The organism is Pseudomonas sp. E45-MNA-CIBAN-0222, from assembly GCF_040310405.1.
GTDB lineage: Bacteria > Pseudomonadota > Gammaproteobacteria > Pseudomonadales > Pseudomonadaceae > Stutzerimonas > Stutzerimonas stutzeri_AC.
Genome location: NZ_JBEOPU010000005.1, coordinates 185,574 through 211,903 on the forward strand (window position 1 = coordinate 185,574; position 26,330 = coordinate 211,903).

Consider the following 26,330-nt stretch of genomic DNA (forward strand, 5'->3'; position numbering starts at 1 on the left):
GCTCCTTTGCGTTGGAAGGACATCAGCGTTGCGCTGAACACGGAGCTAGTCTTTTCCGTCGCCAGCTTTTCTGAAATACGTTGGATGACGTATGCCCGGAGCCAGCAAATGCGCGGTCTTCAGGTCTATTGGACAGGCAGGCGAAAGCCGGTGCGCATGAAACACACACCGGCCTGGCGATCAGGAAAAGTGAGAAATCACACTGCTCTATCGCCACATGAACGGGCCTGGGCCGCGAAACCAGCCTGCGCAGTTCGCAACCATGCCGCGCCCAGGGACAGCGCGCCCTTACACCGACAGGTAACGACTGATGGTCGCCTCGTCGGCATTGGCTGCGCTTTCCTCCAGCACGAAGCGGCCCTTCTCGATGACCAGGAAGCGGTCGGCGATTTCCATGGTGAATGACAGCACCTGCTCAGAAACCACGATGGTCAGATCGCGAAGCGAGCGGATCTCCTTCAGCGTGCGCGCGATGTCCTTGATGATCGACGGCTGGATGCCCTCCGTCGGCTCATCCAGTAGCAGTACCTTGGGATTGGTCGCCAGTGCCCGGGCAATCGCCAGCTGCTGTTGCTGGCCGCCGGACAGGTTGCCGCCCTTGCGCTTGCGCATGTCGTGCAGTACCGGGAACAGCGCGTAGAGATCATCCGGCACCTTGCCGCCTGCGGCTGCCGGCAAACCCGTTTGAATGTTCTCCAGCACCGTCATGCTGGGAAAGATCATCCGCCCCTGAGGCACGTAGGCCACACCGCTGGCGACCCGTTGATGAGTCTCCAGCCCGGCGACTTCCTGCCCATCCACCTGCACGCTGCCTGCCGTCTGCGGGACGATACCCATCAGTGTCTTGAACAGGGTGGTCTTGCCCATGCCGTTGCGGCCCATGACCGCGACGATTTCCTGCTTTTCGACCTTGAGATTGAGGTCATGAAGGATCTGACTCTGGCCGTAGCCCGAAGCGAGGCTGCTGATCTGGAACATGCTGAACTCCTGTTTGTACCTGTCGGGTGCGACACGCGTGGACATGCCTGCGGCGATGCCCACCCTAGGGTGCGCGGGCCAGCCGTCGGCGTAGCGTCGATAACCGCAAAGCGTTATCCACGCGTGCCAGGGCCCGCACCGCCTCAATGCCCCAGATAAACCTCAATGACCTTGGGATTGCTCTGCACCGCCTCCATGCTGCCCTCGGCCAGCACCTTGCCCTGGTGCAGCACTGTGACTTTGTGGGCGATGCTCTTGACGAACTCCATGTCGTGCTCGATCACCAGCACCGACCGGCCCTGGCTGATGCGCTTGAGCAGCTCGGCGGTCTGAGCCCGCTCGCTGACGCTCATGCCCGCCACCGGCTCGTCGAGCATCAGCAACTCCGGGTCCTGCATCAGCAGCATGCCGATCTCCAGCCACTGTTTCTGGCCGTGGGAGAGCAGCCCTGCCTCGCTGTACAACTGCCCGGTCAGGCCGATTTCCGCCGCGATTTCCTCCACCCGGGCGACGACGTCGGCACTGCGCTTGAAGAACAGCGCGCCGAACACCTTGCGCCCGGCCGGATAGGACATTTCCAGGTTCTCGAACACGCTGAGGTTTTCGTAGATCGACGGGTTCTGGAACTTGCGCCCTACCCCGGCGCGAACGATGTCGAACTCCTTCATCTTCGTCAGCTCGCGCCCGTCGAACTGGATCGAGCCGCCGGTGGCGCGGGTCTTCCCGCAGATCAGGTCGAGCACCGTGGTCTTGCCGGCACCGTTGGGGCCGATCACCACGCGTACCTCGTTGCGGTCCAGATAGAGGTTCAGGTCATCGACAGCCTTGAAACCATCGAAGGAAACGGTCAGGCCCTCGATGGCCAGCACCGGTTTGGGCATCTGAAATCCACTCATGGCGTGCTCTCCAGTTGCTTGGCGGGAACCGCTTCAATCGTCGCGCCGCCCGCACCCGGCTGCTCTGCCGGCGGCTTGGGCTTCATCAATGGCTGGCGCCGATCCGGCAGCCGCACACGCGCCAGCCAGGGGCGGGCATGGCTCTGCCAGAGGCCTGCCAGACCGTTGGGGAAATACATGACCACCGCGATGAACAGGCCACCCATGAAGTACAGCCAGAGTTCGGGGAAGCTCTCGGAGAACACGGTCTTACCGTAGTTGACCAGCAGCGCGCCGTACACCGCACCGAGCAGCGACATGCGCCCGCCCACGGCGGCGAAGATGACCATCTCGATCGACGGCACGATGCCGACGAAGCTCGGCGACATGAAGCCCACCTGCAGGGTGAACATCGCCCCGCCGATGGCCGAGAAGCTCGCTGCCACGCAGAACACGAAGATCTTGAAGCTGGCCACGTCGTAACCGGAGAAGCGCACTCGCTCCTCCTTGTCACGCATGGCCATCAGCAGGCGCCCGAGCTTCGAGGCGAGGATGAAGCGCCCGATCAGGATGCAGCCGATGAGCAGCGCCGCGTTGACGAAGTAGAGGATGCTCTTCGCCTCGTCAGTGCGAATGTCCCAGCCGAGCAGCGTCTTCAGGTCGGTGATGCCGTTCACCCCGCCGGTCAGGCCCTGCTGGCCGATGATCAGGATGGTCAGGATCGCCGCGATGGCCTGGGTGACGATGGAGAAGTACACGTCACCCACCCGGCGCTTGAACATCGCCACACCGATGATCAGTGCAAGAATCGCCGGCACCGCGACCACGGCGAGCAGGGTGAAGCCGAAACTCTGGAAGGGCTGCCAGAACAACGGCAGTTCGGTGATCTGGTTCCAGTCCATGAAGTCAGGGATGCCGGGCGTGGACTGGATCCTGGTGCTTTCCGGATCGGATGCCTCGAGCTTGAGGAACATCGCCATGCAGTAGCCGCCGAGGCCGAAGAAGATCCCCTGCCCCAGGCTGAGAATGCCGCCGTAGCCCCAGCAGAGCACCAGGCCCACGGCAACGAAGGCGTAGGTCAGGTACTTGCCCACCATGTTCAGGCGGAAGCTGTCGAGCAGCAGCGGAAACGCCAGCAGGAGCAGCGCCGCGAGGATCAGCAGACCGATGCCGCCCTGCTTTCCGCCGAAGAATTTATCGAGTGTCGAGTTCATGCCTTGGCCCTCACGTCGTTCGCCATCGCCACCAAAAAACTGTTCATCATTTGCGCACCTTGGCCGTGAACAGCCCCTGCGGACGCAGCATGAGGATCAGGATCACCGCAGAAAGGGTCAGCACCTTGGCCATCGAGCCGCTGATGAAGAACTCGGCCATCGATTGCGCCTGGGCGATGGAGAACGCCGAGGCGATGGTGCCGAACAGACTGGCCGCGCCGCCGAAGACCACCACCAGAAAGGTGTCGACGATGTACAGCGAACCGGAGGTCGGGCCCGTCGAACCGATGGTGGTGAACGCCGCGCCGGCGACCCCTGCCACGCCGCAGCCCAGGGCGAAGGTCATGCGGTCGACCTTCTTGGTGTTGATCCCCACCGAACGCGCCATCACCCGGTTCTGCACCGTGGCGCGCACCTGCAGGCCCCAGCGCGAGCGGTACATAAGGACGAAGATCGCCGTGGTGAGCAGCAGTGTCAGCGCCATCACGAACAGCCCGTTGAGCGGAATGTCGATGGTGTCAGTGGGCATCCAGGACCCCATCAGCCAATCCGGCAGCGTGGCGCTGACCTCGCGCGCACCGAAGATCGAACGGAACGCCTGCTGCATCACCAGCGACAGCCCCCAGGTCGCCAGCAGCGTGTCTAACGGGCGGTGATAGAGCTTGCTGATCAGCGCCCATTCGGCGAGCCAGCCAAGCGCACCGGCAATCACGAATGACAGCGCGATGGCGACGAAGAAATAGTAGGGCTGCAGCTCAGGCAGGTACTTGAGCGTCAGCACCGAAACCAGATAGGTGGTGTAGGCACCCACGGTGAGGAACTCGCCATGGGCCATGTTGATCACGCCCATCTGGCCAAAGATGATCGCCAGACCCAGAGCCATCAGCAGCAGCACGCAGAACACCGACAAGCCGTTGAAACCCTGCATGGCCGCGATGGCACCAAACTCCGATAGCCATTCCATGATGATGTCTCCTGATGGCAAAAGAGATCGCCGCGGGCCTGCCGGCACGCGGCGCTTAGAGGGTTACTGGTAGCCTTTCGGGAAGGGATTCGGCTCGATCAGGTCAGACTCGAAGACCACCTGGAACTGGCCGTCGGCCTGCACCTGGCCGATGCGCGTCTTGCTCCACAGGTGCTGGTTTTCGTGCACCTTCACGTAGCCTTCGGGCGCGGTGTTCAGCTCCAGCCCGGCGGAGGCGGCGACCACCTTGTCGACGTCGAAGCTGCCGGCCTTCTCGACCGCGGCCTTCCACAGCCATGGGCCGAGATAGGCGGCCTGGGTGACATCGCCGATCACCGCGTCCTGGCCGTACTTGGCCTTGAAGGCCTTGACGAATTCGGCGTTGTTCGGGTTGTCGAGGCTCTGGAAGTACTTCATCGAGGCGTAGAAGCCGGCCATGTTCTCGCCACCGATGCCGAGCAGTTCGTCCTCGGTGACCGAGAGGGTCAGCAGGGTCTGCTTGTCCGCGGTGATGCCGGCGGCCTTGAGCTGCTTGTAGAAGGCGACGTTGGAACCACCGACCACGGCGGCGAAGATCACGTCAGGCTTCTTCAGCTTGATCTTGTTGGTCAGCGAGCCGAACTGGGTATTGCCCAGCGGGTAGTACTCCTCGCCCACCACTTTGCCGCCGAGCACGTTCTCGATGTGCTTGCGGGCGATCTTCATCGAGGTGCGCGGCCAGATGTAGTCCGAGCCGAGCAGGTAGAAGGTCTTGGCGCCCTTCTCCTTGGCGACCCAGTCGAGGCCGGCGAGGATCTGCTGGGTGGCCTCCTGGCCGGTGTAGACGACGTTCTTCGACTGCTCCAGGCCTTCATAGAAGGTCGGGTAGTAGAGCAGCCCGTTCTCCCGCTCGAAGATCGGCAGCACTGCCTTGCGCGAGGCCGAGGTCCAGCAGCCGAATACCGCGGCGACCTTGTCGCGCTCCAGCAGCTTCTTGGCCTTTTCGGCGAAGGTCGGCCAGTCGGACGCGCCGTCTTCCTGCACCACCTTGATCTGCCGGCCAAGGATGCCGCCTGCCGCGTTGATCTGCTCGATGGCCAGTCGCTCGGCCTGGATAGAACCGGTCTCGGAGATGGCCATGGTGCCCGTCGCCGAATGCAGCTGCCCGACCACCACTTCCGTATCGGTGACCGCCAAGCCGGTGGTGTTGACCTCGGCGCTGGCGCTCGAGGCGAAGATGCTCATTGCCAGCATCGAGAGTGCCGCAGCCCCCTGCGCAAGCCGGCGGGGAAGGCGGCGTGACGAACCCGTCAGTTTTGATTCCATGATGATTGCTCCTGTCTCGGTGGGCCGTGCTTGGCTTGCCGCAACACTGCTGCTGCGTGCCGGCATCGGGTCGGGAGCAAGAATGGGCTCGGCTGTCTGGCCGGGGTATACGCAGGATGACGTAAGCGGGTACGTCATCTGACGTATCCGTAGCAGGTGCATTGCTGGTGCATCCTTGCGCCGGTATGGAGCACGGCAGCAGCGGCAACCCTCGCCCCTGCCGATCACGGCAGCGCTGCGCGGGCATGCGTTCTGGTGCTTCGCCGCGGGTCATCAGCAGTGCCGAACGGGGGCACGGAAGTTGCTCAAACCAGGGAAACGACAACCAGCCGGGGCCGCCAGCGTGCAGATCACAGGCACACAGCGCATCGTCAAGATTCGCCGCGACTACAACAGCTGGGTCGCCGACGAGACGCTGGAAGACTACGCCCTGCGTTTTACCCCCAAGTCGTTTCGCAAGTGGTCGGAATTTCGTATCGCCAACACCGCGCTCGGTGCGGTTTCGTTCCTGGCCCTGGAAGCCATCGGCGGCACGCTGGCCCTTTCCTACGGTTTCACCAATACGCTCTGGGCGATCCTTGCGGTGGCGCTGGTGATCTTCCTCACCGGGTTGCCGATCAGTTACTACGCGGCGCGCTACGGCGTGGACATGGACCTGCTGACCCGCGGCGCCGGCTTCGGCTACATCGGCTCGACCATCACCTCGCTGATCTACGCCAGCTTCACGTTCCTGTTCTTCGCCCTCGAAGCGGCGATCATGGCGCTGGCGCTGGAGCTGTATTTCGGCATCCCGCTGGCGCTCGCCTATGTGGTCTGTTCGATCATCATCGTGCCGCTGGTGACCTACGGCATCACCCTGATCAACCGCCTGCAGCTCTGGACGCAACCGGTCTGGCTGATCCTGCTGTTGCTGCCCTACATCTTCGTCATCGCCAAGAACCCCGAGGCGCTGAGCGATCTGACCAGTTTCGCCGGCCGCGAAGGCGACGGTGGCTCGTTCAACCTGCTGTCCTTCGGCGCCGCCTGCACGGTGGCGCTGGCACTGATCACACAGATCGGCGAGCAGGTCGACTACCTGCGATTCCTGCCCGAGAAAACACGGCAGAACCGCGTCCGCTGGTGGCTGGCGATGCTTGCCGCCGGCCCCGGCTGGATCATCCCCGGCGCGCTGAAGATGCTCGCCGGCGCCTTTCTCGCCTTTCTCGCGCTGCAGCACGAAATCCCGGTGGACAAGGCGGCCGAACCGACGCAGATGTATCTGGTGGCCTTCAGCTATGTGTTCGCCTCGCCGGAATGGGCGCTGGGCGCCATGGTGCTGTTCGTCATCGTCTCGCAGGTGAAGATCAACGTAACCAATGCCTATGCCGGCTCCCTGGCCTGGTCGAACTTCTTCGCGCGCGTCACCCACAGCCATCCGGGGCGGGTGGTCTGGCTGGTATTCAACGTGTCGATCGCGCTGATGCTGATGGAGCTGGGCGTGTTCGACGCCATCGAGCAGGTGCTCGGGCTGTATGCCAACGTGGCCATCGCCTGGATCGGCGCGCTGGTCGCCGACCTGGTGATCAACAAGCCGCTGGGCCTGTCGCCGCGGCAGATCGAATTCAAGCGCGCACACCTCTACGACATCAACCCGGTGGGTGTCGGCGCGATGCTGATCGCCTCGCTGCTGTCGATCCTCGCCCACAGCGGCGTGCTCGGTGCACTGGCCCAGGCAGCCTCGCCGATGATCGCGCTGGGCACCGCACTGATCTGCGCGCCGCTGATCGCCTGGCTCACCGGTGGGCGTTTCTATATCGCCCGTAAACGCCAGCCAGAGCTGCTCTACCCCTATACCGAGCGCGGCAAGATCGCCTGCGTGCTATGCAGCAACCCCTTCGAGGAGCCGGACACCGCCTTCTGCCCTGCCTACGGTGCGCCGATCTGCTCGCTGTGCTGCTCGCTCGATGCCCGATGCGACGACCTGTGCAAGCCGCACGCGCGCCTTTCGGCGCAGTGGGACAACTTCGTTCGCTGGGCCTTCCCGCAGGTGTCCATCCCACGCTTGCACACCCGCCTGGCGCACTACCTCGGAGTACTCGGCCTGATCATCGGCCTGCTTTCGCTGGCGCTCTGGCTGATCTACAGCCAGGTCTCGCCGAGCGTCGTGGCCAGCCCGCAGGAGGCGGGAGAAACCCTTTATCAGGCATTTCTCAAGGCGTTCCTAGTGCTCTCGTTGTTCGCCGGCATTCTCGCCTGGTGGGTGGTGCTGACCCGCGAAAGTCGCCACGTCGCCCAGCAGGAATCGGATCGCCAGACCCACCTGCTGATGCAGGAAATCGAAGCCCACCGCAAGACAGACGAACAGCTGCAGAAGGCCAAGGAGGCGTCCGAGGCAGCCAATGCCGCCAAGAGCCGCTATGTGACCGGCCTGTCCCATGAGCTGCGCACGCCGCTCAACAGCATCCTCGGCTACGCGCAGATCCTGTTGCGCGACGGTGAGCTGCCTACGCGACACAAGGAAGCGCTGGGCACCATCCATCGCAGCGGCGCTCACCTGCTCTCGCTGATCGACGGGCTGCTCGACGTGGCCAGGATCGAGGCCGGAAAACTCAATCTGGAGCCCTCCGAGATCGCCTTTCCCGAATTTCTCCTGCAACTACGCCAGATGATCGCGCCACAGGCCGAGGAAAAGGGTCTGCGCTTCCACTTCGAAACCCAGGGCCGCATCCCGGCCGTTGTGCGCGGCGACGAGAAGCGCGTGCGGCAGATTCTCATCAACCTGCTCGGCAACGCGGTTCGTTACACCGACGCTGGCAGCATCACCCTGCGCGCCAGCTACCTGCGTGAAACCGCGACCTTCGAGATCGCCGACACCGGTATCGGCATCGCCCCCGAACAGGTGGAGCGCCTGTTCCAGCCGTTCGAGCGCGGTAATCCGTTGCGTCAGGACAGCGGTCTGGGCCTCGGCCTGACCATCACCCGCATGCTCACCGCATTGATGGGCGGCGAGCTGTCGATGAAAAGCGAGCAAGGTCGCGGCAGCGTTTTTCAGCTGCGCCTGTTCCTCTCCGAAGTGCGCGTGCCGCAGGCGGTGGTCCATGTCGAACACGACATCATCGGCTACCACGGCCCGCGCCGCCGCGTGCTGGTGGTCGACGACCACATCGAACACCGCAAGGTGCTGGCCGGCATGCTCGAGCCGCTGGGCTTCGAGATACTCATGGCCAGCAACGGCCAGGAAGCGCTTAGCCAGGTTTCGCTGCACAACCCCGAGCTGATCCTGATGGACCTTTCCATGCCGCAGCTCGACGGCTGGCAGACCGCCCGGCTGATTCGCCGCTCGGTGGGTTCGACGGCACCGATCATCGTCATTTCCGCCAATGCCTTCGTAGACGGCGCCAGCGTCGCTGCCGATTGCAGCGACTACCTGCCCAAACCGGTGCACGCCCCGGTGCTGCTGGACAAGATTCGTCAGCAGCTGGCGCTGGACTGGGTCAGGCGCGATGCGGACGCCTCCGCGTCGATGGTCGCCGCCCTGCCGCTTGATGCACTGCACGCGCTGCAACAGCAGGCTTCGCTCGGATATGTGCGTGGCGTGCTGGAGCTGCTCGACCGACTCGAACACGACCTGCCCGCCGCCGCCGCGCAACTCCAGGAACTGCGCCAGCTGGCCAGGCGCTTCCAGTTGAACGAACTGGGCCAGCGCCTGGATCAGGCCATGACCAACGAGATTCAGACGACCATGGAGAACACCCATGCATCCAGCTGATCATCCGCAGAACCAGGGCATCGTGATGATCGTCGATGACGTGCCTGACAACCTCGCCCTGCTCTCCGGCGCACTCGACCAGGCCGGCTACATGGTGCTGGTGGCGTTGGACGGCCTCAGCGCGCTGGAGCGAATGCAGCGGCTGAAGCCGGACATCGTTCTGCTCGACGCCATGATGCCCGGGCTCGACGGTTTCGATACCTGCCGCCGGATCAAGGCGCAGGCCGAGCTGGAAGACGTGCCGGTGCTGTTCATGACAGCCCTGACCGAAAGCGAGCATGTGCTCGCCGGCTTCGAGGCCGGCGGCATCGACTACGTGACCAAGCCTATCCACCCGGAACAGGTGTTGGCCCGAGTGGCTGCACACCTACGCACTGCCCGCGCCCTGCAGAACGCTCGCCTTATCTCAACTCAGACGCTCCCCGCAGATAACAGGCAGATTCAGGCCATGCTAACCCAGCGCTATCAATTGACCGGGCGAGAAGTTGAAGTTCTGCACTGGGTCTCCTGCGGCAAGACCAACCGCGATATCGGCGACATCCTCGGGCTTAGCCCGCGGACAGTGAACAAGCATCTGGAACATGTCTACGTGAAACTCGGCGTCGAGACGCGAACGGCCGCCGCCGCCATCGCAATGTCGGCGTCCGCCCGCTGAGCTTGGCATTCCCGGAGTGCGCACCAGTCGGGAACGATTTTAATGTGCGCCATGTCACATAGGGGCAGATTGGCATCAGGCCGTTCTGGGCCGCATTACGCATCGTGCGATGCCGCCATTACCCGCAGAGGATGACAGGATGTTTTCCAGCTATCTCTATGAAGCCGCACTCATTTATGGCCTGGTTTTCACTTCGGTGGGATTCGTGCTGGGCATGTTCTACAACAATCGCAAGGTCTTCCAACTGGAAGACAAGGTGCAGCGCCTCAAGCGCACGATAAGGCACCTGCAGAGCAAGATAGAGCCGCCTAGCGCAAGGCCGAAACCGGCCCAGCGAGCGCGTAGCGTAGGGCTAAGCACCGCCCGCTAAGACACTGCGGGCGGTCTCCAGGCCGACTGGCTGACGGAATTCCATCCGTCGCAGTCGGCCTTTTTATTGGTTCGATGAGCGGCGCCGACGCCATTCAAATTAGCCATGGGGAACTTTACCGACCGACGGGAACAAGCTGCAGGGCGCGCCAGCAAGGGGCTGTTTGCCCTGCGTCAACTGGACGCCCAACGGTACCGCCCGAATCTGAAACTTTTTTTTACATCTTCCAGTCGGAGCCATAGGAGCTCAGAGGATGCCAGTCGAAAGACTGTCACCCGAGCGATGCATCCGCCAAGGGACCGAGGATGCCGCGACACCGGAGCGAGGATGAAATCCCGGTAGCGCGACTGCAGCACACGGACCAGGGAGGATGTCCGCTCCGTCGCATAGACGGCCTGAGCAGCGATGCACGTACGCTGAGCAGGGATAGGGAAGATGCTTTTCAATTCAGTGGATTTCATCGCCGGATTTCTTCCGGTGGTGTTGATTGGATTCTTCGTGCTGACCGGATCGGGCCGACAGCGGCTCGCGGTGATCTGGCTGACCGTCGTCTCGTTGGTGTTCTACGGCTGGTGGAACCCGGTCTATGTACCGCTGCTGGTCGGCAGCATGCTGGTCAACTATCTGCTCGGTGGCTACCTGCGCCGGCACCCCTCACGCCTGGTGCTCGGGTTGGCGGTCGCGGCCAACGTGCTGCTGCTGGTCTACTGCAAGTACACCGGTTTTCTACTCGGCACGCTGGATGCGGCGCTGGATCTCGGTTGGCGGGTGGAAGACATCATCCTGCCGCTGGCGATCTCCTTCTTCACCTTCCAGCAGATCGCCTACCTAGTCGATGCCCATGATGGCGTGGTGGAAGAACACGACTTCGCCAACTATTGCCTGTTCATCAGCTTCTTTCCGCAGCTGATCGCAGGGCCGATCACCCACCACGGTGAGATGCTTGCGCAGTTCAACGACCGCGACAGCTTCCGCGCGCGCATCGACAACCTGTCGCTGGGCGCCACGGTGTTTCTGCTCGGCCTGTTCAAGAAGGTGGTGATCGCCGACACCCTCGCGCTAAAGGCCACGCCGGTCTTCAGCCTGGCTGCCGACGGCACCATCCCGGCGTTCTACGATGCCTGGACCGGCGCGCTGACCTACACACTGCAGATCTACTTCGACTTCTCCGGCTACAGCGACATGGCCATCGGCCTGGCGCTGCTGTTCGGCATCAGCCTGCCGGCCAACTTCAACAGCCCGTTCAAGGCGCGCAACGTCATCGACTACTGGTCGCGCTGGCACATGACGTTGACGCGTTTTCTCACGGCCTACATCTACAACCCTATCGTGCTGCGCGTGACCCGCGCGCGCATGGCGGCCGGCAAGCCGCAGCCGCGACGGGGCAAGATGACTGCCGGCACCTTCTTCGCACTGGTTGCCTACCCCACCGTGTTCACCATGTTCATCTCCGGCATCTGGCACGGCGCCGGCTGGCACTTCGTCGCCTTCGGCCTGCTGCATGGCTTCTATCTGGTGGTCGCCCACGGCTGGCGTGCCTGGAAGGCACGTCAGGGCTGGAAGCTGGACAGCGACATCTGGTGGCACAAGGCGGCGGCCGTCTCCCTGACCTTTGGCTGCGTGGTGGTGGCTATGGTGTTCTTCCGCGCCAGCGACGTGCCGACCGCCATGGCGATCCTCGCCGGCATGCTCGGCCTGAGCCCGATCAGCACGGCGATGGATCGCTCCGACTTCGTCTATATCGCCGCATTGCTGGTGTTCGTCTGGGGCATGCCGAACGTGCAGCAGTGGATGGGCCATTTCCGAACCGCGCTCAACTTCCAGGCCCAGCCGCACTGGACCGAGCGGTTGCTGCCGGTCAGCGCCTGGCGCCCGACGGCAATCCACGGCATGGCGATTGGTGTGCTCGGTTTCTTCGCCCTGGCGATCGCCTTTTCCATGGCGCCGACCGAATTCCTCTACTTCCAGTTCTGACCACGACAAGGAGTCACAGGCATGCAACAACTTTCCTGGCTGCCGCCGCACCCGGATCTCTCCGCCGCGGTCAGCCAAGCCAAACGTATCGATGACCCGCTCCCGCGCCTGCACGAAGCCGCGCGGCTGGCGACCTTTCAACGGGATTTCACCCTGACCGCACGGCTGGACAAGCTGGCCGCCGCCGGCATCGAACAGCATGCCGCGGCGGCACGACTGACGCCGCTGCGGGTGGCACTGCTGTCCTCGCATACGGTCGACCACCTGCTGCCGGCTATCCGCGTGGCCGGGCTGCAGCGACGGCTGGCGCTGTCACTGCACGTTGCTCCCTATGGCATGTACCGCCAGGCACTGTTGGCCGATGACCCGGCGCTAAACGCCTTCGCCCCACAGCTGGTGCTGCTGGCGCTGGACGCCCATGACGCGCCGCTGCAACTGCCCTTGCAGGCAGGCCAAGCGGAGGTGGATGCCGCGGTGGCGGAGCGCGTCGAGGAACTGCGCATGCTCTGGCGTCGGGCTCGCGAGCGATTTGCCGCGCAAGTGGTGCAGCAAACCCTGGTGTCGGTCGCGCCGCCACTGTTCGGCTCTTACGAAGCACTGGTGCCGGCTTCGCCACGGGCAGTCATCGAACGGTTGAATGCGGCCATCCGCGCCGCTGCCCGCGAGGATGGCGTGCTGCTGCTCGATCTGGCCTGGCACGCAGCCGCTTATGGCGACGGCCTGGCCGAGCCGGTGCGCTGGCATCAGGCCAAGCAGCTGGTCAGCCCGCCCCTGGCACCGCTATATGGCGAACATCTGGCGCGGATCGCAGCGGCAACTGCCGGGCTTTCGCGCAAATGCCTGGTACTCGATCTGGACAACACCCTCTGGGGCGGTGTGATCGGTGATGACGGCATCGACGGTATCCAGCTCGGCCAGGGCAGCCCCAGCGGCGAGGCGTTTCTCGCCTTCCAGCGTTACGCCGCGCAACTGGCGCGCCGCGGGGTGATCCTCGCGGTGTGCAGCAAGAACGACCTGCACGTCGCCGAGGCGGCATTCGCGCATCCGGAAATGGCACTCAAGCGCAGCGATATCGCGGCATTCGTCGCCAACTGGGAAGACAAGGCCGGCAACCTGCGGCGCATCGCGAGCATGCTCGATATCGGTCTGGACAGCCTGGTGTTCGTCGACGACAACCCCGCCGAGCGCGACATCGTGCGCCGCGAGCTGCCGGAAGTCGCCGTACCGGAACTGCCCGACGATGTCGCCGATTACCCCGCGCGCATCGCCGCGGCGGGCTATTTCGAGGCCGTGTCCTTTACCTCCGACGACGCCGAGCGCGGCCGCAGCTATGCGCTGAATGCCGAACGCAAGGCCGCGCTGGGCCAGGCGACTGACATGGAGGGCTACCTGCGCGGGCTGCAGATGGTGCTGCGCGTCAGCCGCATCGGCGCCGCCGAGCTGGCCCGCGCCACCCAGCTGATCAACAAGACCAACCAGTTCAATCTCACCACCCGCCGCTATACCGAAGCCGAAGTCGAGCGCATGGCCAACGATCCGCAAGCCATCGTGCTGGCCCTGCGGCTGGAGGACAAGTTCGGTGACAACGGCCTGATCAGCGTGGTGCTGGCAAGACCCGATGCAGCTCTCGGAGCCGATGAGCTGCTGATCGACAGCTGGCTGATGAGCTGCCGCGTGCTGGGCCGTCAGGTCGAGGCGGCGGTGCTGGAAGTGCTGGCCGAGGCGGCCGCGGCTGCCGGCTGGCGTGCCCTGGTTGGCGAATACCGCCCCACCGAACGCAACGGCATGGTCGCCGAGCACTACCCGCGGTTGGGCTTCGAGCAGCGCCCCAACCCTGCCAACGCCCCTACCGATGCAAGTTTCTGGCGCTACGAGCTGGCCTCGCGCGCTTCCATCAACCACCACATCCAGGTGCAAGCATGAACGAAAGGGAAATTCTCCAGGCGCTGACCCAGGTCTTCCACGACGTGTTCGACGATGACGATATCGTCCTCACGCCCGAAACCACCGCCGACGACATCAATGGCTGGGACAGCCAGACCCATGTCCTGCTGATCGTGGCCGCCGAGCAACGCTTCGGCATCAAGTTCCGCACCGCCGAACTGGAATCGCTGAAGAACGTCGGCCACTTCGCGCAACTGATCCAGACCAAACTCGGAGGGCGTTGAGCCATGGCCAGATCCGTCGATACATGCCCGGGCGGTGATGCCGCCCGGGCCGAGGCAGACCGGCGGCCGTTCCGTGCCGGCTACCTGCTGGGCATGTTCGCCGGGCTGTTCGGGATGCTCGGCGGCTTTGCCGCCCTGCTCGCCTGGCTCAATCACACCGACAACCTGCCGCCACCGGCCTTCTCCAACAGCCTGTGCGTGGATGAAAAGCTGCACTTTCTGCGGCACAACCCCATTGCCGATCCGAACCTGCTGATCGTCGGTTCCTCGGTCGCCTGGCGCCATGTCGATGGTGACGTGCTGATCAAGCAGACCCCGGGCCTGCGCCCGCTCAACGGTGCGTTCTGCGGCCTGCACGCCAACCAGTCGACCTATGTCGCCAACTGGCTGCTGGATCGTGAACCGAGCGTCCGCCAAGTGGTGATGATCGTCGATCCGCTGGACTTCGCCGGCTGCTGGAAAGTGCCGGATGCGGTGTTCGACCGCGAGGATGCCGATCACTACGTTTATCAGCGGGCCTCACGCTGGGGTTACTACATGCGCTACTTCTCGCCGCGTTCGCTGTTGCGCAATGCGCAGACGGTCAAGGCGCAGCGGGCCAACGAGATCGAATGGGACCCGCTGGTATTCACCCGTCACGGCGACGGGCCGCTCGAGCCACGGGGCGACCGTGGTCTGTTCTACGACAAACCGGACGCGTTGGATGACAGCTGCTTTGTCGCGCTGGGAGAGCTATCGAAACGCCTGCAGCAGGAGCAACGCCAGCTTCTCGTAGTGTCGACACCGCTACACCCGCAGTGGAAAGCCAAGGTCGACGGCGACGGTAGTTTTCTTGCCCGTTTCGACGCCAAGCTGAATGCGGCCATTGCCGGCAATGGGGGCGCGCAGTATTGGAACGCCGATCGCGAATGGGTCGCCCCACCGGCGGCGTTCGTCGACGCCATTCACCTGCGCTGGTCCGCCGTGCAGGGGTTTTCCGAGGCGCTGGCCGAGCGGCTGCGCGAAGCGGAGCAGGCCCGGATCGGCAGATCAGTGCTGGCCGGCAACGGCGCCCTCGCTGCACCGTAAACCGCGAGCGGAGGTGCCGTGCGTCCGTTGCTCAGTACGCTCAGCGAATCAGTTGCGCGAAATGCCGTGTTTGCGCAGCTTGCGATAGAGCGTATTGCGACTGATCCCCAGCTGTTCCGCCACCCGACTGACCTGCCAGTGCCGTTCGCGTAGCACCGTGAGCAGCGCCTCGCGCTCGGCCGACTGCAACGGGTCGCGCGGTACCTCGACCTCGCCCATTTCGACCGGCAGCACGGCAAGCACTTCGTCCAGCCCGATGCGACCCTGCTCGCTCAGGGCTACCAACGTGCGCAGCTGATTGCGCATCTGCCGCACGTTGCCCGGCCAGCTGTAGCGCAGCAAGGCCTGCCGTGCAGCCGGCTCGAGGCAGATCACCTCGCCTTGGGCTTCTTCCGCCAACAGATGATCGAGCAACGCCTCCTTGTCGCTGCGCTCGCGCAACGGCGGCAACGCGACCATCAGCCCGCCGAGCCGGTAATACAGGTCTTCACGGAACGCACCGCCGGCCACCAGCGCGCGCAGGTCATGATGGCTGGCGCTGATCAGACGGATGTTCAGCTCGGTCGGCATGGCCGCACCAAGTGGCGTGACCTTGCGCTCCTCCAGCACACGCAGCAAGCGCGTCTGTAGCGCCAGCGGCATGTCGCCGATCTCGTCGAGAAAGAGAATCCCGCCGTTGGCCTGCTCCAGCTTGCCGACCATGCCCTCGCGCCGCGCGCCGGTGAAGCTGCCGCCGCGATAGCCGAACAGTTCGCTTTCGATCAGCGTCTCGGGAATCGCCGCGCAGTTGAGCGCCACGAACGGTCGGCCGGCGCGGCTGCTGGCGCGATGCAGCGCGCTGGCGAACGCCTCCTTGCCGGTGCCGGTTTCACCTTGCAGCAGCACCGGCACGTCTCGCTCGAGAACCTTCAGCGCACGGCCGAAACCCGCGCACATCGACGGATCGAGCAGACAGAAACCACCGACCAGCTCTGCCGCTTCTTTCGGCGGCGCGACCACCACGCGCATCTGCGGTCCGCGCAACTGGCAGTACAACCGCTGACCGGCGTGGGTATGCAGCGGCCAGCAGGTGCCGGGCTGCGGCCTGGCGCGCTGCAGCAATTGCTCCAGACGCACATCCAGAACAGTTTCCAGCGGTTGGCCCACTAGCGCCTCGCGGTTACCGGCGAGCAGGTTCAGCGCGGTTTCGTTGATGGTCGTGATGCGCCCGTCGCCATCGAACGCCAGCAGGCCTTCGCTGAGCAGGCCGATGTATTCGGGCTGGGCATGGAAGCGCAGCAGGTAGTCGCCCTCGCAATGCTGCAGGAAGAAGCAGCTCTCGATGAGTTTGGCCGAGAGATTGGTCAGCGCCATGGTGTGAAAACGCCGCTGGCGCGACAGGTCTTCGCGCGCCGACGACACATTGAGTACGGCAAGCAAACCGCCTTCGGCATCGAACACAGGGCTCGCCGAACAGGTCAGTGCTGCGTGCCGGCCACGGAAGTGCTCGTCACGCCGAATGGTCAGCGCCTGGCGCTCCAGCAGGCACAGGCCGACACCATTGGTGCCCTCGGTCGCCTCGTTCCACACCGCACCGAGCCAGAGCCCGGCGCGCTGGAATTCCGCACGCTCGGCCTGATCGGCCACGCTGTCGATCACCACGCCGCTGGCATCGGTCAGCAATACTGCGTGGCCGCTGCTGCCCAGCTGCTGGTGCAGGCTGTTCATCTGCCAGTGGGCGACAGCGATAACCCGATCGAGCCGCTCGCGGTGCTCGTTCAGTCGCGGACGCTCGATCACGCAGGGCGCACGCGGGCTGGTCGGGTCGAGCTGATGCTGTTCCAGGCAACGGCGCCAGGAGCGCGCTATGGCGGGATCGGCAGCGGGGCCCTGGCTGGCTGCGGCGCCTTCACCGAAGCTGAGGACCTGGTGCGCGTGCTGACTGAGGCGAGAGGTCATTCTTGTTGTTCTCCGCAATGTTTCGAGGCGGTTTCGCGCTCAGCATAGGCCAATCGCCCGGCCGCCGCATGCTGTGCCACGGCTGGTACAGAGTGTCACCCCCGCCGCGCCAGGGATGGCGCAGCGCAGTCCCGACCGGCCAGTCCCGATACGACTCCAGGCCAGCCACGACGCGGTGCGCCGCTTGCTGGCCCGCCGCTTGCTCTGCTGCAAAGCACGGTATCCCCGTGAATAACAACAATGACCAGGAGAACCACCATGCGTCCCAGCAACGACGTTCCCTTCGATCTGAAAACCGATAACGGCAGCGACCTCGGCGGCGACAGCCAGGCCAGCGTCACCCGCACACCTACCGAACAACTGGCCGCCTGGGTCGAACGCCTCGGCCAGCGACTGGCGCAGCGCGACATCGACGGCACACTTGAGCTGTTCGCCGACGACTGCCACTGGCGTGACCTGGTGCTATTCAGCTGGAACCTAGTCACCCTCGAAGGCAAGGCCGACATTCGCGACCTGCTGGAAAGCCGCCTGCAAGCCACCCAGCCGGACAACTGGAAGCTCGAAGGTGACGCGAGCCTGGCCGACGGCGTGCTCGAAGGCTGGATCAGCCTGGAAACCGATGTCGCCCGCGGCAAGGGTTATGTGCGGCTGAAGGACGGCCTGTGCTGGACGCTGCTGACCACCATGCGTGAACTCAAGGGGCACGAGGAACCGCTCGGACGCCGTCGCCCACTGGGCGCCGAACACGGCCACGGCCTGGCCGACAAGCGCAACTGGCTGGAAAAGCGCCGCGACGAGGAAGCCGCGCTTGGCATCACCGAACAGCCCTACTGCCTGGTCATCGGCGGCGGCCAAGGCGGCCTCGGCCTCGGCGCACGGCTCAAGCGCCTCGGCGTGCCGACGCTGATCGTCGACAAGGCCGAGCGCCCCGGTGATCAGTGGCGCGGGCGCTACAAGTCGCTGTGCCTGCACGACCCGGTCTGGTACGACCACATGCCCTACCTGCCCTTCCCCGACCACTGGCCGATCTTCACGCCCAAGGACCAGATCGGTGACTGGCTGGAGATGTACGCCAAGGTCATGGAGCTGAACTACTGGGCGAAAACCGAATGCGTGAAGGCGAGCTTCAACGAAGCCGAAGGCCGCTGGACGGTCGAGGTGCTGCGCGACGGCAAACCAATGACGCTCAAGCCCGCGCAGCTGATCCTCGCCACCGGCATGTCCGGCGTGCCCAACGTGCCGGTCTATCCGGGTGCGGAAACCTTCGCCGGCCAGCAGCACCATTCCAGCCAGCATCCCGGCGGCGACGCCTGGCGTGGCAAGCGCGCGGTGGTCATCGGTGCCAACAATTCGGCTCATGACATTTGCGCAGACCTGGTGGAGAACGGCGCGGACGTCACCATGGTGCAGCGCTCCAGCACCCATATCGTGCGCTCCGACACGCTGATGGAAGTGGTCTTCGGCCCGCTCTATTCGGAGGATGCGGTCGAGAGCGGACTGACCACCGACAAGGCCGACATGCTGTTCGCCTCGATCCCCTACAAGGTGCTGCCGCAGTTCCATCGCCAGGCCTTCGAGCAGGTCAAGGAACGCGACAAGGCCTTCTATGATCGCCTGGCCGCAGCGGGCTTCATGCTCGACTTCGGCGATGACGAATCCGGTCTGTTCCTCAAGTACGTGCGCCGCGGCTCGGGCTACTACATCGACGTCGGCGCCTGCGAGCTGATCGCCGACGGCACCATCAAGCTGAAAAGCGGGCCCGGGCTCGGCGTCGATCACATCGAGGCGGATGCCGTGGTACTCAATGATGGTAGCCGCCTGCAGGCGGACCTGATCGTCTACGCCACCGGCTACGGCTCGATGAATGGGTGGGCGGCGCGGCTGATCTCCCAGGAAGTGGCCGACAAGGTCGGCCGCTGCTGGGGCCTCGGTTCCGGCACCACCAAGGACCCGGGTCCGTACGAAGGTGAGCTGCGCAACATGTGGAAGCCCACCCAGCAGCAGAACCTGTGGTTCCACGGCGGTAACCTGCACCAGTCACGGCACTACTCGCTGTACCTGGCACTGCAGCTGAAGGCACGCTTCGAGGGGCTGGATACCTCGGTCTACAAGCTCGCGCCGAGCTACCACCAGGGCTGAGTTAGCGCAGTCTCACGCACAACACGAACAGGCCCGCATCAGCGGGCCTGTTTCGTCGTCAGGCAACCACTGCCCAGACCAACAGCCACAGCGGAATACCCACGACAGGGAAGACTACGGCGATTCGCGCCTGATAGGGCAACAGCCACGCCAACACCAGCGCCGCCAGCGAGATCGCACCGAACCAACCGACCGGCCCTATCGCCCAACCCCAGGCCCAGACGCAACTGGCGAAACTCGCCAGCAGTAGCCCCCTCCCAGCCATGCGCAAGGCACGACGCAGCAGCGGCGATGGTTCGCACTGCCAGACCAGTTTGAAGTTACGCTCCATGCCCTGACACAACCCGACCATGCCGCCATAGGCGAACAGCAGGCCAGCCGCTAACGGCAGCATCATGAGTGCATCTCCTTGAGCTTCATAGGGGCTCGCCGAGGTGCCGGCTGCGCAACAGCGGCACGCAAAGCTACCTTGCGCGCCAGCCACAGCAGGGCCGCGCCCATCGCCACGCAAGTGAGTTCCAGCCAGAGCCGCACAGGGTCTGTCCATGGCACTTCACTGGTGGTCGCCAGGCTCAGCACAGGCAACCCCAGGCAGAGCAGCGCCAGCAGAACGAGCTGCTCCACCCAACCGCGCAGCGATGGCCGCCATAGGGCGTGGGCCAAGCCCGCCGCCCAGACGATGAAGAACACCCGCACCTCCCAATCGCCACGCTGCGGCAACTGCATCGGCAACAGGCGATTGGCCCATAACAGACCGATGCAAGCCAAGGAAAGGCCGACCACCGCAGCGAGGTTGAGCGACTCGACAAGCCGATGGAAACGCCGCGAAGCCGGGCTCTGCTCGGCGTACTTGCGCCGGCGCTTGATACAGAAGTGCACCAGGCCGGTGGCGATCATGCCGCAGCTGACCATGCCGCACAGCCAATACAGCCAGCGCATCGGGTAACCACCGAACTGGGCGAAATGCAGCCCGGCCATGACCCTCTGCGTGAGCAGGCTCGGCCTACTCTCGTCAGGTGCTCGCAGCACAGCGCCGCTGACGCCATCGAAGGACATGCTGCGGCCCTTGGTCAGCTCAATGCGATTACCAAGCACGGGGCGCACCTCGATACGTGCACCACTCCGCACCGGGTTCTGAATGGAAAGCCCACCAACCGGCCCCATCGCCGCCTCGGCCTGCGTCAGGATCGGCCCGAGCGGCGCAAGCGGAACATCCGCCATCGGGGGATTCACAGCACCGGCTCGTGCGGCCCGTTGCGCCACTGCACCACCGCGAAGATCATCGATGGCTGCCTGGCGGTCGCCAGCGTAAAGCGCATCCACCGCTGCAGGCATATAGAGCAGAAAGAAGATCACTAGCCCGGTATAGGTGATCATCAAGTGGAACGGCAGTAACAGCACACCGCTGGCGTTATGCGCGTCGAGCCAGGAGCGCTGCCCTTTGCCGGGGCGGAAGGTGAAGAAATCCTTGAAGATCTTCTTGTGAATCACGATGCCGCTGATCAACGCCACGAGCATCGCCATGGCTGCCACGCCGACGATCCATATTCCGATGGTACGCGGCATGTTCAACGTGAAATGAAAGCGAAAGAAGAAGCCACCTCCCGCTGTTTCCCGCGCAGTGATCGGCTCGCCGGTAGTCGGATCGAGCAGTTGCCCTCCCCCGCGACGCTGCTCGCCAGTCGACACGCTGAGGTTCGACGAACGCGCTGTCGGTAGATTGATGTTCCAGCTCGGCGCATCGGCATGATGCGCCTGCAGGTAATCGACTGCGCGTTGCAGCGCGTCCTCCTGAGTGCCCATGTAAGCCGGCACTTCCGGGCGCATCCAGCCGTCGATTTCCTTGTCGAACACCGCCAGGGTGCCGGTGAGAAAAATGGCGAACAGCACCCAGCCCAGCAGCAGGCCGCCCCAGGTGTGCAGCCAGGCCATGGACTGCGTAAAACTCTGCGTCTTCATCCGATATGCTCCAGCAGCCGCGGCCAGAAGCCTATCAACGCCAGGGGCAGCGCCGTCACTACACCGCCCCAGGCGTGCCACAGATTACGGGCCGCAAATGCCCAGAGAATCGCGGCGGTATAGACGAGATACGCCGGCAGCGTCGCGACGATCAAGGCATCGACGGCCGCCAGCGGCAACAAGCGGGCGAGCGCGGCAGTGAATGCGTAGCTGAATACGTAGCCGCCGAAAACGGCTGCCAGCAGCCGCGAGGTTACCGGCCACCAGGGCCGCAAATGGGTTTTCATCTTCAACATTTCCATGGCCAGCAAGGAGCCCTGACGAGGCCTGCGTTGCTGGCACCAAACCTCAAAAAGCCCCGCCGGTGAGCCCGGCGAGGCGTTGGGTGGCGAGTTGCCAATCAGAAGGAAGTCGTCACCGACGCATAGAACGACCGGCCCGGCTCGTTATAGGTGTTGGCGCCAGCACTAGTCCCCGCACCTTCGCGGTAGAGACGCTTGTCGAACAGGTTGTTGATGCCTGCACCAAACGACAGCTTTTCGCTCACCGCATATGTGCCGCCCAGGCTCCAGATATGGTACGGATCACGTGTCTGCAGCTGATTCTCATCGGTCACTGCCACAGCGCTCGTGCTGTTGAAACGACGCGGCTCCTGCTTGCCATAAAAAGTACCGGTCAGGCTCAGCGCCAGCTGCTGTGTGGCCTGCCAGTCGAGCATGCTGTTGATGGTGTATTCAGGCACCACTGATAGCGGATTGCCGGAGCTGTCGCTGTTGTCCTGCATGTAGGTGAAGTTGGTGTTCCAGCTCAGCACCTCACCATCGGTACCCAGCAGCGGAATTCCGACATGCCCCTCCCATCCCTTGATCACAGCGTCGGTAGCGTTTTCCCACTGCAGAATGCCGGCGTACTGCGCCGGGTTACTGGGGTTGACCACGGTGCCGGTCACCCGGTTGGATGAGACGATTTTGCTGTCGTAGTCGTTGCGGAAGTAGGTGATACCGGCACGCCAGCCGTCTCGGGCGAAGGCAATACCCAGCTCTTTGTTGATGCTTACTTCCGGGTCGAGATTGTCGTTGCCGAGCACGTAGCAGCCGCCGCCATTCTGGGTTCCGTCAGCGCAACCATTGCCCCGGCTGCGATACAGATAATTAGGGTTGGACTGATACAGGTTCGGCGCCTTGAACGCGCGGGCGACGCCGCCTTTCAGAGTAATGCTGTCGGTCAGCTGATAGGAGCTGTTAAGGCTCGGGCTCCAGTTGAAGCCGAACTGGTCGTGGTGATCCACGCGCAGACCAGGGGTCAGGATCCAACTCGGCGTCAACTCGATGTTGTCTTCTACATAGATTGCCATCAGCGTTGCATCCATCTCGCTGGAGCGTGCATCGGCGGACGAGTTGGGCAATTCATACCAACCGTCATCGCCAATATTGCGATTGAAGGTGGATGGATCGTCCAGCTCTTGGCGATTCCACTCTGCGCCAACCGTCAGCACCTGGTGCCGCAGGATTTCCAACGGTATGTCCAGCTGGCCCTGAACCAGATAGCTCTCATAGACACTGGTCTGCTTGTCGCTGCCCGCGCTGATATCACCATCCACGCCGCCGGTTTGCCCCTCGAGCAGCCGGCGGTTATCGGTGCGCTCGTACTGCGCCATCAGCCGCGACGTACCGAAGTCCCAGTTGCCGTTGTGCGTCACCGAGTAGCTCTGCCGGTACATGGTGTTGGTTTCACGGCCCAACCACGGATTGATGTTGCTGCCAGGATCGAGCGATTCCGTGCCGCCAGTACCGACGTCGCCGGTGTAGATATTGCCCTGGCGGCTGTAGCCAGCCTCGAAATCCAGGGTCTGGTTGGGGTCAAGCGCCCAGCTCAGCAGGCCGTTGATGTCCTTGTTGCGCACACCCTCGCGCCCCGCCGCCAGCGATGCACCGGATGCAGTATCGGTATGCGCCAGATTGATATCGGCGTCATCGGCGTCGGTCTTGCTGAGGTTGCCGAACACCCGGAAAGTCAGAGACTCGGTCAGCGGGCCGGCCAGGCTAAAGTTGGTGCGCTTGGTCACGCCCTCGGCGTCATCCTCGGGGATGTTGGTGTAGGCAGTGATCGAGCCACTCAGTTTGTCGGTCGGCCGCTTGGTGATGATATTCACGACCCCGCCCATGGAACCAGACCCATAGCGCGCCGCCGCCGGACCGCGCAGCACCTCGATCCGTTCGATCTGCTCGGCCGGCACCCAATTGCTATCGCCGCGGGTGTCGCGCTCCCCGGCGCGGGTGTAGCGCACCGAGTTGCGCGAGGTGACGGGTTTGCCGTCGATCAGGATGAGCGTGTTCTCCGGCCCCATGCCACGCAGGTCGATCTGCCGGTTGTTGCCGCGTGAACCGGTGGTGCCGTTGCCGGTAAGGTTGACGCCGGGCATCTTGCGCACGATATCGGAGATGTCGTTTACCGGTGGGCGCTTCTTGAGATCTTCCGAGGTGATTATCGATACGCCAGGCGCCTGCTTCAGCTCCTCCTCCGCCGTACCCAATACCCAGGTATCGCGCAACTCAAGTGTCGCTCCGTCAGCGTTTTCATCCGCCATTGCCAGTGGCGAAGCCGCCAGCAGAACAGCCAGCGCCATGGTGCTCAATCTGAAGTCCGGTTGCATCTTCCTCTCCTGTCGAATGACCGGCCAGCCAGAGTCGAGCGGCGCCACCGAACCAACCGCGACGCCCCGACCAGCCAGCCGGAAGCGACGCAGATGATATTGATTATCAATTGATAGTAAACATCATTTACAAACTATACAGTTGCCAGAGTCAGGTGCATCCGCAGCCCCTCGCCCAGGTTCTCAGCCCATAGCTCGCCGTCTTGCAGGCGCACCATGCGTCGAGCGATCGCCAGTCCCAGCCCATAGCCACCATCTCCGGGTCGAGCCGCATTGAGCCGGGTAAAGGGGCGAAAAATCAGTTCGAGCTTGTCCGGCGGTACTCCTGGCCCAGCGTCTTCAATCCACAGATGCCAGCGCCCCTCCTCCAAGCGGCCTGCCAGACGCACAACGCCTTCGGCCGGCGAATGCCTGATGGCATTGCGCAGGACGTTCTCCAATGCTTGGGCCAGCCCGTTAAGATGCGCGTAGACCCGGCAACCTTCCGGTAAATCACAGGGCAAGCGAGCCGGCGCCCAGCCAGATTCGAAGCAGGCGTTGTCGCGCAACACGTCCCATAGCGCCGCAACATCAACCTCCTCTCGGGGCAGCGAAGGACACTCGGTGTCCAGCCAGACCAGTTCGAGAATGCCGCCTATGAGCTGCTCCATGCCCTGAACTTCCTGAGTCACCCGCCGGCTCAACGCGTCGGCGCCCGGCTCACGCTCGGCAGCGGCACGCAGGCGGCTGAGCGGTGCACGCAACTCATGGGAAAGGTCACGCAGTAGCTGGCGTTGGAAAGACACGGCGCTGTGCAGGCGTTCAGCCATATGGTCGAACGCCTGCGCCAGCTCGCCGAGCTCGTCACGACGATCAATCAGCTCGCCGCCCCGCATGCCGAGCTGGTCTGCACGCAGCGCGTTGGCCTGTGCCTGCAGGCGTTTCAAAGGTTCGATCAGCAGTCGGTAGATCAGCCCGCAGAACAGCAGCGCCAGCACGCCCGGCATCACGATATTGATCAGCACCTGCAACTGGAACATGGATCTGCTGGGCATCAGCCGCTCGGGCAATTGCAGGACCAGCTGGCCGCTATCCGGGTGCGACGGGAACGGCACGCTCATATAAGGAGGTTCGCCACTGCGGCGGCTGATCCGCCAGTCCAGCCCGCGCACCAACTTCAGCCGTACATAGTCATCGGGGCCGAGTGGCTGGGCGCTCAGCGAATGCAGATCCAGGCTGAGTACGGCGGCCCAGCTGCCTTGCGCGTGGCGAAACTCATCCAGCCAACGCTGCAGGCCTTCGCGACCGCCGCGGCGCCAAGCTTGCTCGGCGCCTGCCGCGTAGCGCACCAACTCCTCCCGCGAACCGGCCGGCAGGTGGCTGCTGCGCTCGTATACATATTGCGTCCAGGACTGACTCAACCAGATCAGCGACAGGCAAAAGCCGATCTGTAACAGCGCCAGGCGCCAGAACAGCGAGTGACGCGAGGGCAGGCTCATCGCTCGCCTCGGCTCACCATATAACCCGTACCCCACACCGTCTCCAGCTGCAGCGTGGTGCCAAGCGTCTTCAGCTTGCGCCGCACATGGCTGACATGCATGTCCAGGCTGCGGTCGTGGCTGGAGTAGTTGCGGTGCAAGGCCTGCTGATACAGGTGGGCTTTGCTTAGCGCCATTCCAGCGTTTTGCCACAGCATAGCGAGCACCCGGTATTCGCTAGGTGTCAGTCCTGCCCAACGGCCAGCGAGTGCAACGTCTCGTTGCTGCTCGTCGAACTGCAGCTGGTCGTCGTCGAGTGCCGGCTGTCCATCCGAGCGCTCGTACGCCACGCGACGCAACACTGCCTCGATGCGTACGCTCAACTCACGCAGGCTGAAGGGCTTGGGCAAATAGTCATCGGCGCCCTGGCTGAAACCGGTGATACGGTCCTGCTCGTTACCCAGCGCAGACATCAGGATGACCGGCACACCACGGCGACGGCGCAGCCGCTGCAGCACATCCAGCCCACTGGCGCCGGGCAGCATGATGTCCATCAGAATCAGGTCGAAGTGCTCGGTTTGCGCCCGCGACAGGCCATCTTCGCCATCCTGGCAATGGCTGACCGAATAACCGATCGACTCCAGATGGTCGACCAGATGACGGGCAAAGACAGGATCGTCTTCCACGGCAAGGAGCCGGGTAGCAGGCGCGGTAGTGTCTGGCATGGGGATCGGACGAGAGAAGGAAATGCGAGTGATTATTATCCACGCAGGAGCCCAATACCAGTAAATCGCGGGATTCCGTACATACGCTGACTGCTCACGAGCGGCACACTGCCTGTATCATTCCCGCCCTTTTGGCTTCC

20 protein-coding genes are annotated in these 26,330 nt (G+C 63.7%); 8 read left to right on the forward strand and 12 right to left on the reverse strand.

The window, feature by feature from the left end; genetic code table 11:
- Window positions 1–288: 288 nt before the first annotated feature.
- The 5 genes from urtE to urtA all read right to left on the reverse strand — a co-directional run bounded on the left by urtE (window position 289) and on the right by urtA (window position 5,264).
- A complete protein-coding gene (gene urtE / locus AAEZ08_RS09685; protein WP_023443812.1) occupies window positions 289–978 on the reverse strand; it encodes an urea ABC transporter ATP-binding subunit UrtE in 690 nt (229 codons plus the stop codon).
- Window positions 979–1,121: 143 nt separating this feature from the next.
- Window positions 1,122–1,874, reverse strand: coding sequence for an urea ABC transporter ATP-binding protein UrtD (gene urtD / locus AAEZ08_RS09690; protein WP_038661820.1), 753 nt, complete (start codon window positions 1,872–1,874; stop codon window positions 1,122–1,124).
- Window positions 1,871–3,067 (reverse strand): urea ABC transporter permease subunit UrtC, encoded by a 1,197-nt coding sequence (gene urtC, locus AAEZ08_RS09695; protein WP_500124161.1) that lies wholly within the window; start codon window positions 3,065–3,067, stop codon window positions 1,871–1,873. The genes urtD and urtC overlap by 4 nt, the downstream gene beginning before the upstream one ends.
- 46 nt (window positions 3,068–3,113) lie before the next feature.
- Entirely contained in the window at window positions 3,114–4,031 is a 918-nt protein-coding gene (gene urtB, locus AAEZ08_RS09700) for an urea ABC transporter permease subunit UrtB (RefSeq protein WP_058065738.1), read from the reverse strand.
- Window positions 4,032–4,094: 63 nt separating this feature from the next.
- Entirely contained in the window at window positions 4,095–5,264 is a 1,170-nt protein-coding gene (gene urtA, locus AAEZ08_RS09705; RefSeq protein WP_376781327.1) for an urea ABC transporter substrate-binding protein, read from the reverse strand.
- Window positions 5,265–5,679: 415 nt separating this feature from the next.
- Between urtA and AAEZ08_RS09710 the strand changes: the two genes are divergently transcribed.
- The 7 genes from AAEZ08_RS09710 to AAEZ08_RS09740 all read left to right on the forward strand — a co-directional run bounded on the left by AAEZ08_RS09710 (window position 5,680) and on the right by AAEZ08_RS09740 (window position 15,319).
- Window positions 5,680–9,084, forward strand: a complete 3,405-nt coding sequence (locus tag AAEZ08_RS09710; RefSeq protein ID WP_500124162.1) for a hybrid sensor histidine kinase/response regulator — start codon at window positions 5,680–5,682, stop codon at window positions 9,082–9,084.
- A complete protein-coding gene (locus tag AAEZ08_RS09715) occupies window positions 9,071–9,739 on the forward strand; it encodes a response regulator (protein ID WP_058065741.1) in 669 nt (222 codons plus the stop codon). The genes AAEZ08_RS09710 and AAEZ08_RS09715 overlap by 14 nt, the downstream gene beginning before the upstream one ends.
- Before the next feature lie 139 nt (window positions 9,740–9,878).
- The gene (locus tag AAEZ08_RS09720) at window positions 9,879–10,109 is read left to right on the forward strand and encodes a hypothetical protein (protein WP_003285701.1); all 231 of its coding nucleotides are present in this window, start codon (window positions 9,879–9,881) and stop codon (window positions 10,107–10,109) included.
- A gap of 435 nt (window positions 10,110–10,544) precedes the next feature.
- Window positions 10,545–12,083 (forward strand): MBOAT family O-acyltransferase, encoded by a 1,539-nt coding sequence (locus AAEZ08_RS09725; protein WP_500124163.1) that lies wholly within the window; start codon window positions 10,545–10,547, stop codon window positions 12,081–12,083.
- 21 nt (window positions 12,084–12,104) lie between these two features.
- Window positions 12,105–14,006, forward strand: coding sequence for an HAD-IIIC family phosphatase (locus AAEZ08_RS09730; protein ID WP_500124164.1), 1,902 nt, complete (start codon window positions 12,105–12,107; stop codon window positions 14,004–14,006).
- Window positions 14,003–14,251, forward strand: coding sequence for an acyl carrier protein (locus AAEZ08_RS09735; RefSeq protein WP_500124165.1), 249 nt, complete (start codon window positions 14,003–14,005; stop codon window positions 14,249–14,251). The genes AAEZ08_RS09730 and AAEZ08_RS09735 overlap by 4 nt, the downstream gene beginning before the upstream one ends.
- Window positions 14,252–14,254: 3 nt before the next feature.
- Entirely contained in the window at window positions 14,255–15,319 is a 1,065-nt protein-coding gene (locus tag AAEZ08_RS09740) for a hypothetical protein (RefSeq protein ID WP_500124166.1), read from the forward strand.
- 48 nt (window positions 15,320–15,367) lie between these two features.
- Here the strand turns inward: AAEZ08_RS09740 and AAEZ08_RS09745 are convergent, their stop codons facing one another.
- Entirely contained in the window at window positions 15,368–17,257 is a 1,890-nt protein-coding gene (locus AAEZ08_RS09745) for a sigma-54-dependent Fis family transcriptional regulator (RefSeq protein WP_500124167.1), read from the reverse strand.
- Window positions 17,258–17,515: 258 nt separating this feature from the next.
- Here AAEZ08_RS09745 and AAEZ08_RS09750 point away from each other — a divergent pair, with 258 nt between their 5' ends.
- Window positions 17,516–19,396: an NAD(P)-binding domain-containing protein gene (locus tag AAEZ08_RS09750; RefSeq protein ID WP_500124169.1), complete on the forward strand. Its 1,881-nt coding sequence runs from the start codon at window positions 17,516–17,518 to the stop codon at window positions 19,394–19,396.
- Between the two features lie 58 nt (window positions 19,397–19,454).
- Here AAEZ08_RS09750 and AAEZ08_RS09755 read toward each other — a convergent pair whose 3' ends face one another.
- The 6 genes from AAEZ08_RS09755 to AAEZ08_RS09780 all read right to left on the reverse strand — a co-directional run bounded on the left by AAEZ08_RS09755 (window position 19,455) and on the right by AAEZ08_RS09780 (window position 26,190).
- Window positions 19,455–19,793, reverse strand: coding sequence for a DUF3325 domain-containing protein (locus AAEZ08_RS09755; protein WP_500124171.1), 339 nt, complete (start codon window positions 19,791–19,793; stop codon window positions 19,455–19,457).
- Window positions 19,790–21,355, reverse strand: coding sequence for a PepSY-associated TM helix domain-containing protein (locus tag AAEZ08_RS09760; protein ID WP_500124172.1), 1,566 nt, complete (start codon window positions 21,353–21,355; stop codon window positions 19,790–19,792). The genes AAEZ08_RS09755 and AAEZ08_RS09760 overlap by 4 nt, the downstream gene beginning before the upstream one ends.
- Window positions 21,352–21,642 (reverse strand): hypothetical protein, encoded by a 291-nt coding sequence (locus AAEZ08_RS09765; RefSeq protein WP_003285686.1) that lies wholly within the window; start codon window positions 21,640–21,642, stop codon window positions 21,352–21,354. The genes AAEZ08_RS09760 and AAEZ08_RS09765 overlap by 4 nt, the downstream gene beginning before the upstream one ends.
- Before the next feature lie 113 nt (window positions 21,643–21,755).
- Window positions 21,756–24,008 carry a FepA family TonB-dependent siderophore receptor gene (locus AAEZ08_RS09770; RefSeq protein WP_427702383.1) on the reverse strand — a complete coding sequence of 751 codons (2,253 nt, stop codon included), beginning with the start codon at window positions 24,006–24,008 and terminating at the stop codon, window positions 21,756–21,758.
- Between the two features lie 134 nt (window positions 24,009–24,142).
- Window positions 24,143–25,486 (reverse strand): HAMP domain-containing sensor histidine kinase, encoded by a 1,344-nt coding sequence (locus AAEZ08_RS09775; protein ID WP_500124173.1) that lies wholly within the window; start codon window positions 25,484–25,486, stop codon window positions 24,143–24,145.
- Complete coding sequence (locus tag AAEZ08_RS09780; protein ID WP_058065751.1) at window positions 25,483–26,190, reverse strand: response regulator transcription factor; 708 nt, start codon at window positions 26,188–26,190, stop codon at window positions 25,483–25,485. Before AAEZ08_RS09780 ends, AAEZ08_RS09775 begins: the two co-directional genes overlap by 4 nt.
- Window positions 26,191–26,330 lie beyond the last annotated feature (140 nt).

Coding starts and splice junctions, on each gene's coding strand:
- AAEZ08_RS09730 (WP_500124164.1), top strand. CDS start 12,105: ATGCAACAACTTTCCTGGCTGCCGCCGCACCCGGATCTCTCCGCCGCG.
- AAEZ08_RS09720 (WP_003285701.1), top strand. CDS start 9,879: ATGTTTTCCAGCTATCTCTATGAAGCCGCACTCATTTATGGCCTGGTT.
- urtE (WP_023443812.1), bottom strand. CDS start 978: ATGTTCCAGATCAGCAGCCTCGCTTCGGGCTACGGCCAGAGTCAGATC.
- AAEZ08_RS09775 (WP_500124173.1), bottom strand. CDS start 25,486: ATGAGCCTGCCCTCGCGTCACTCGCTGTTCTGGCGCCTGGCGCTGTTA.
- AAEZ08_RS09755 (WP_500124171.1), bottom strand. CDS start 19,793: ATGATGCTGCCGTTAGCGGCTGGCCTGCTGTTCGCCTATGGCGGCATG.
- AAEZ08_RS09780 (WP_058065751.1), bottom strand. CDS start 26,190: ATGCCAGACACTACCGCGCCTGCTACCCGGCTCCTTGCCGTGGAAGAC.
- AAEZ08_RS09735 (WP_500124165.1), top strand. CDS start 14,003: ATGAACGAAAGGGAAATTCTCCAGGCGCTGACCCAGGTCTTCCACGAC.
- AAEZ08_RS09750 (WP_500124169.1), top strand. CDS start 17,516: ATGCGTCCCAGCAACGACGTTCCCTTCGATCTGAAAACCGATAACGGC.
- urtC (WP_500124161.1), bottom strand. CDS start 3,067: ATGAACTCGACACTCGATAAATTCTTCGGCGGAAAGCAGGGCGGCATC.
- urtB (WP_058065738.1), bottom strand. CDS start 4,031: ATGGAATGGCTATCGGAGTTTGGTGCCATCGCGGCCATGCAGGGTTTC.
- AAEZ08_RS09760 (WP_500124172.1), bottom strand. CDS start 21,355: ATGAAGACGCAGAGTTTTACGCAGTCCATGGCCTGGCTGCACACCTGG.
- AAEZ08_RS09745 (WP_500124167.1), bottom strand. CDS start 17,257: ATGACCTCTCGCCTCAGTCAGCACGCGCACCAGGTCCTCAGCTTCGGT.
- AAEZ08_RS09770 (WP_427702383.1), bottom strand. CDS start 24,008: ATGCAACCGGACTTCAGATTGAGCACCATGGCGCTGGCTGTTCTGCTG.
- AAEZ08_RS09765 (WP_003285686.1), bottom strand. CDS start 21,642: ATGAAAACCCATTTGCGGCCCTGGTGGCCGGTAACCTCGCGGCTGCTG.
- AAEZ08_RS09715 (WP_058065741.1), top strand. CDS start 9,071: ATGCATCCAGCTGATCATCCGCAGAACCAGGGCATCGTGATGATCGTC.
- AAEZ08_RS09725 (WP_500124163.1), top strand. CDS start 10,545: ATGCTTTTCAATTCAGTGGATTTCATCGCCGGATTTCTTCCGGTGGTG.
- urtD (WP_038661820.1), bottom strand. CDS start 1,874: ATGAGTGGATTTCAGATGCCCAAACCGGTGCTGGCCATCGAGGGCCTG.
- AAEZ08_RS09740 (WP_500124166.1), top strand. CDS start 14,255: ATGGCCAGATCCGTCGATACATGCCCGGGCGGTGATGCCGCCCGGGCC.
- urtA (WP_376781327.1), bottom strand. CDS start 5,264: ATGCTGGCAATGAGCATCTTCGCCTCGAGCGCCAGCGCCGAGGTCAAC.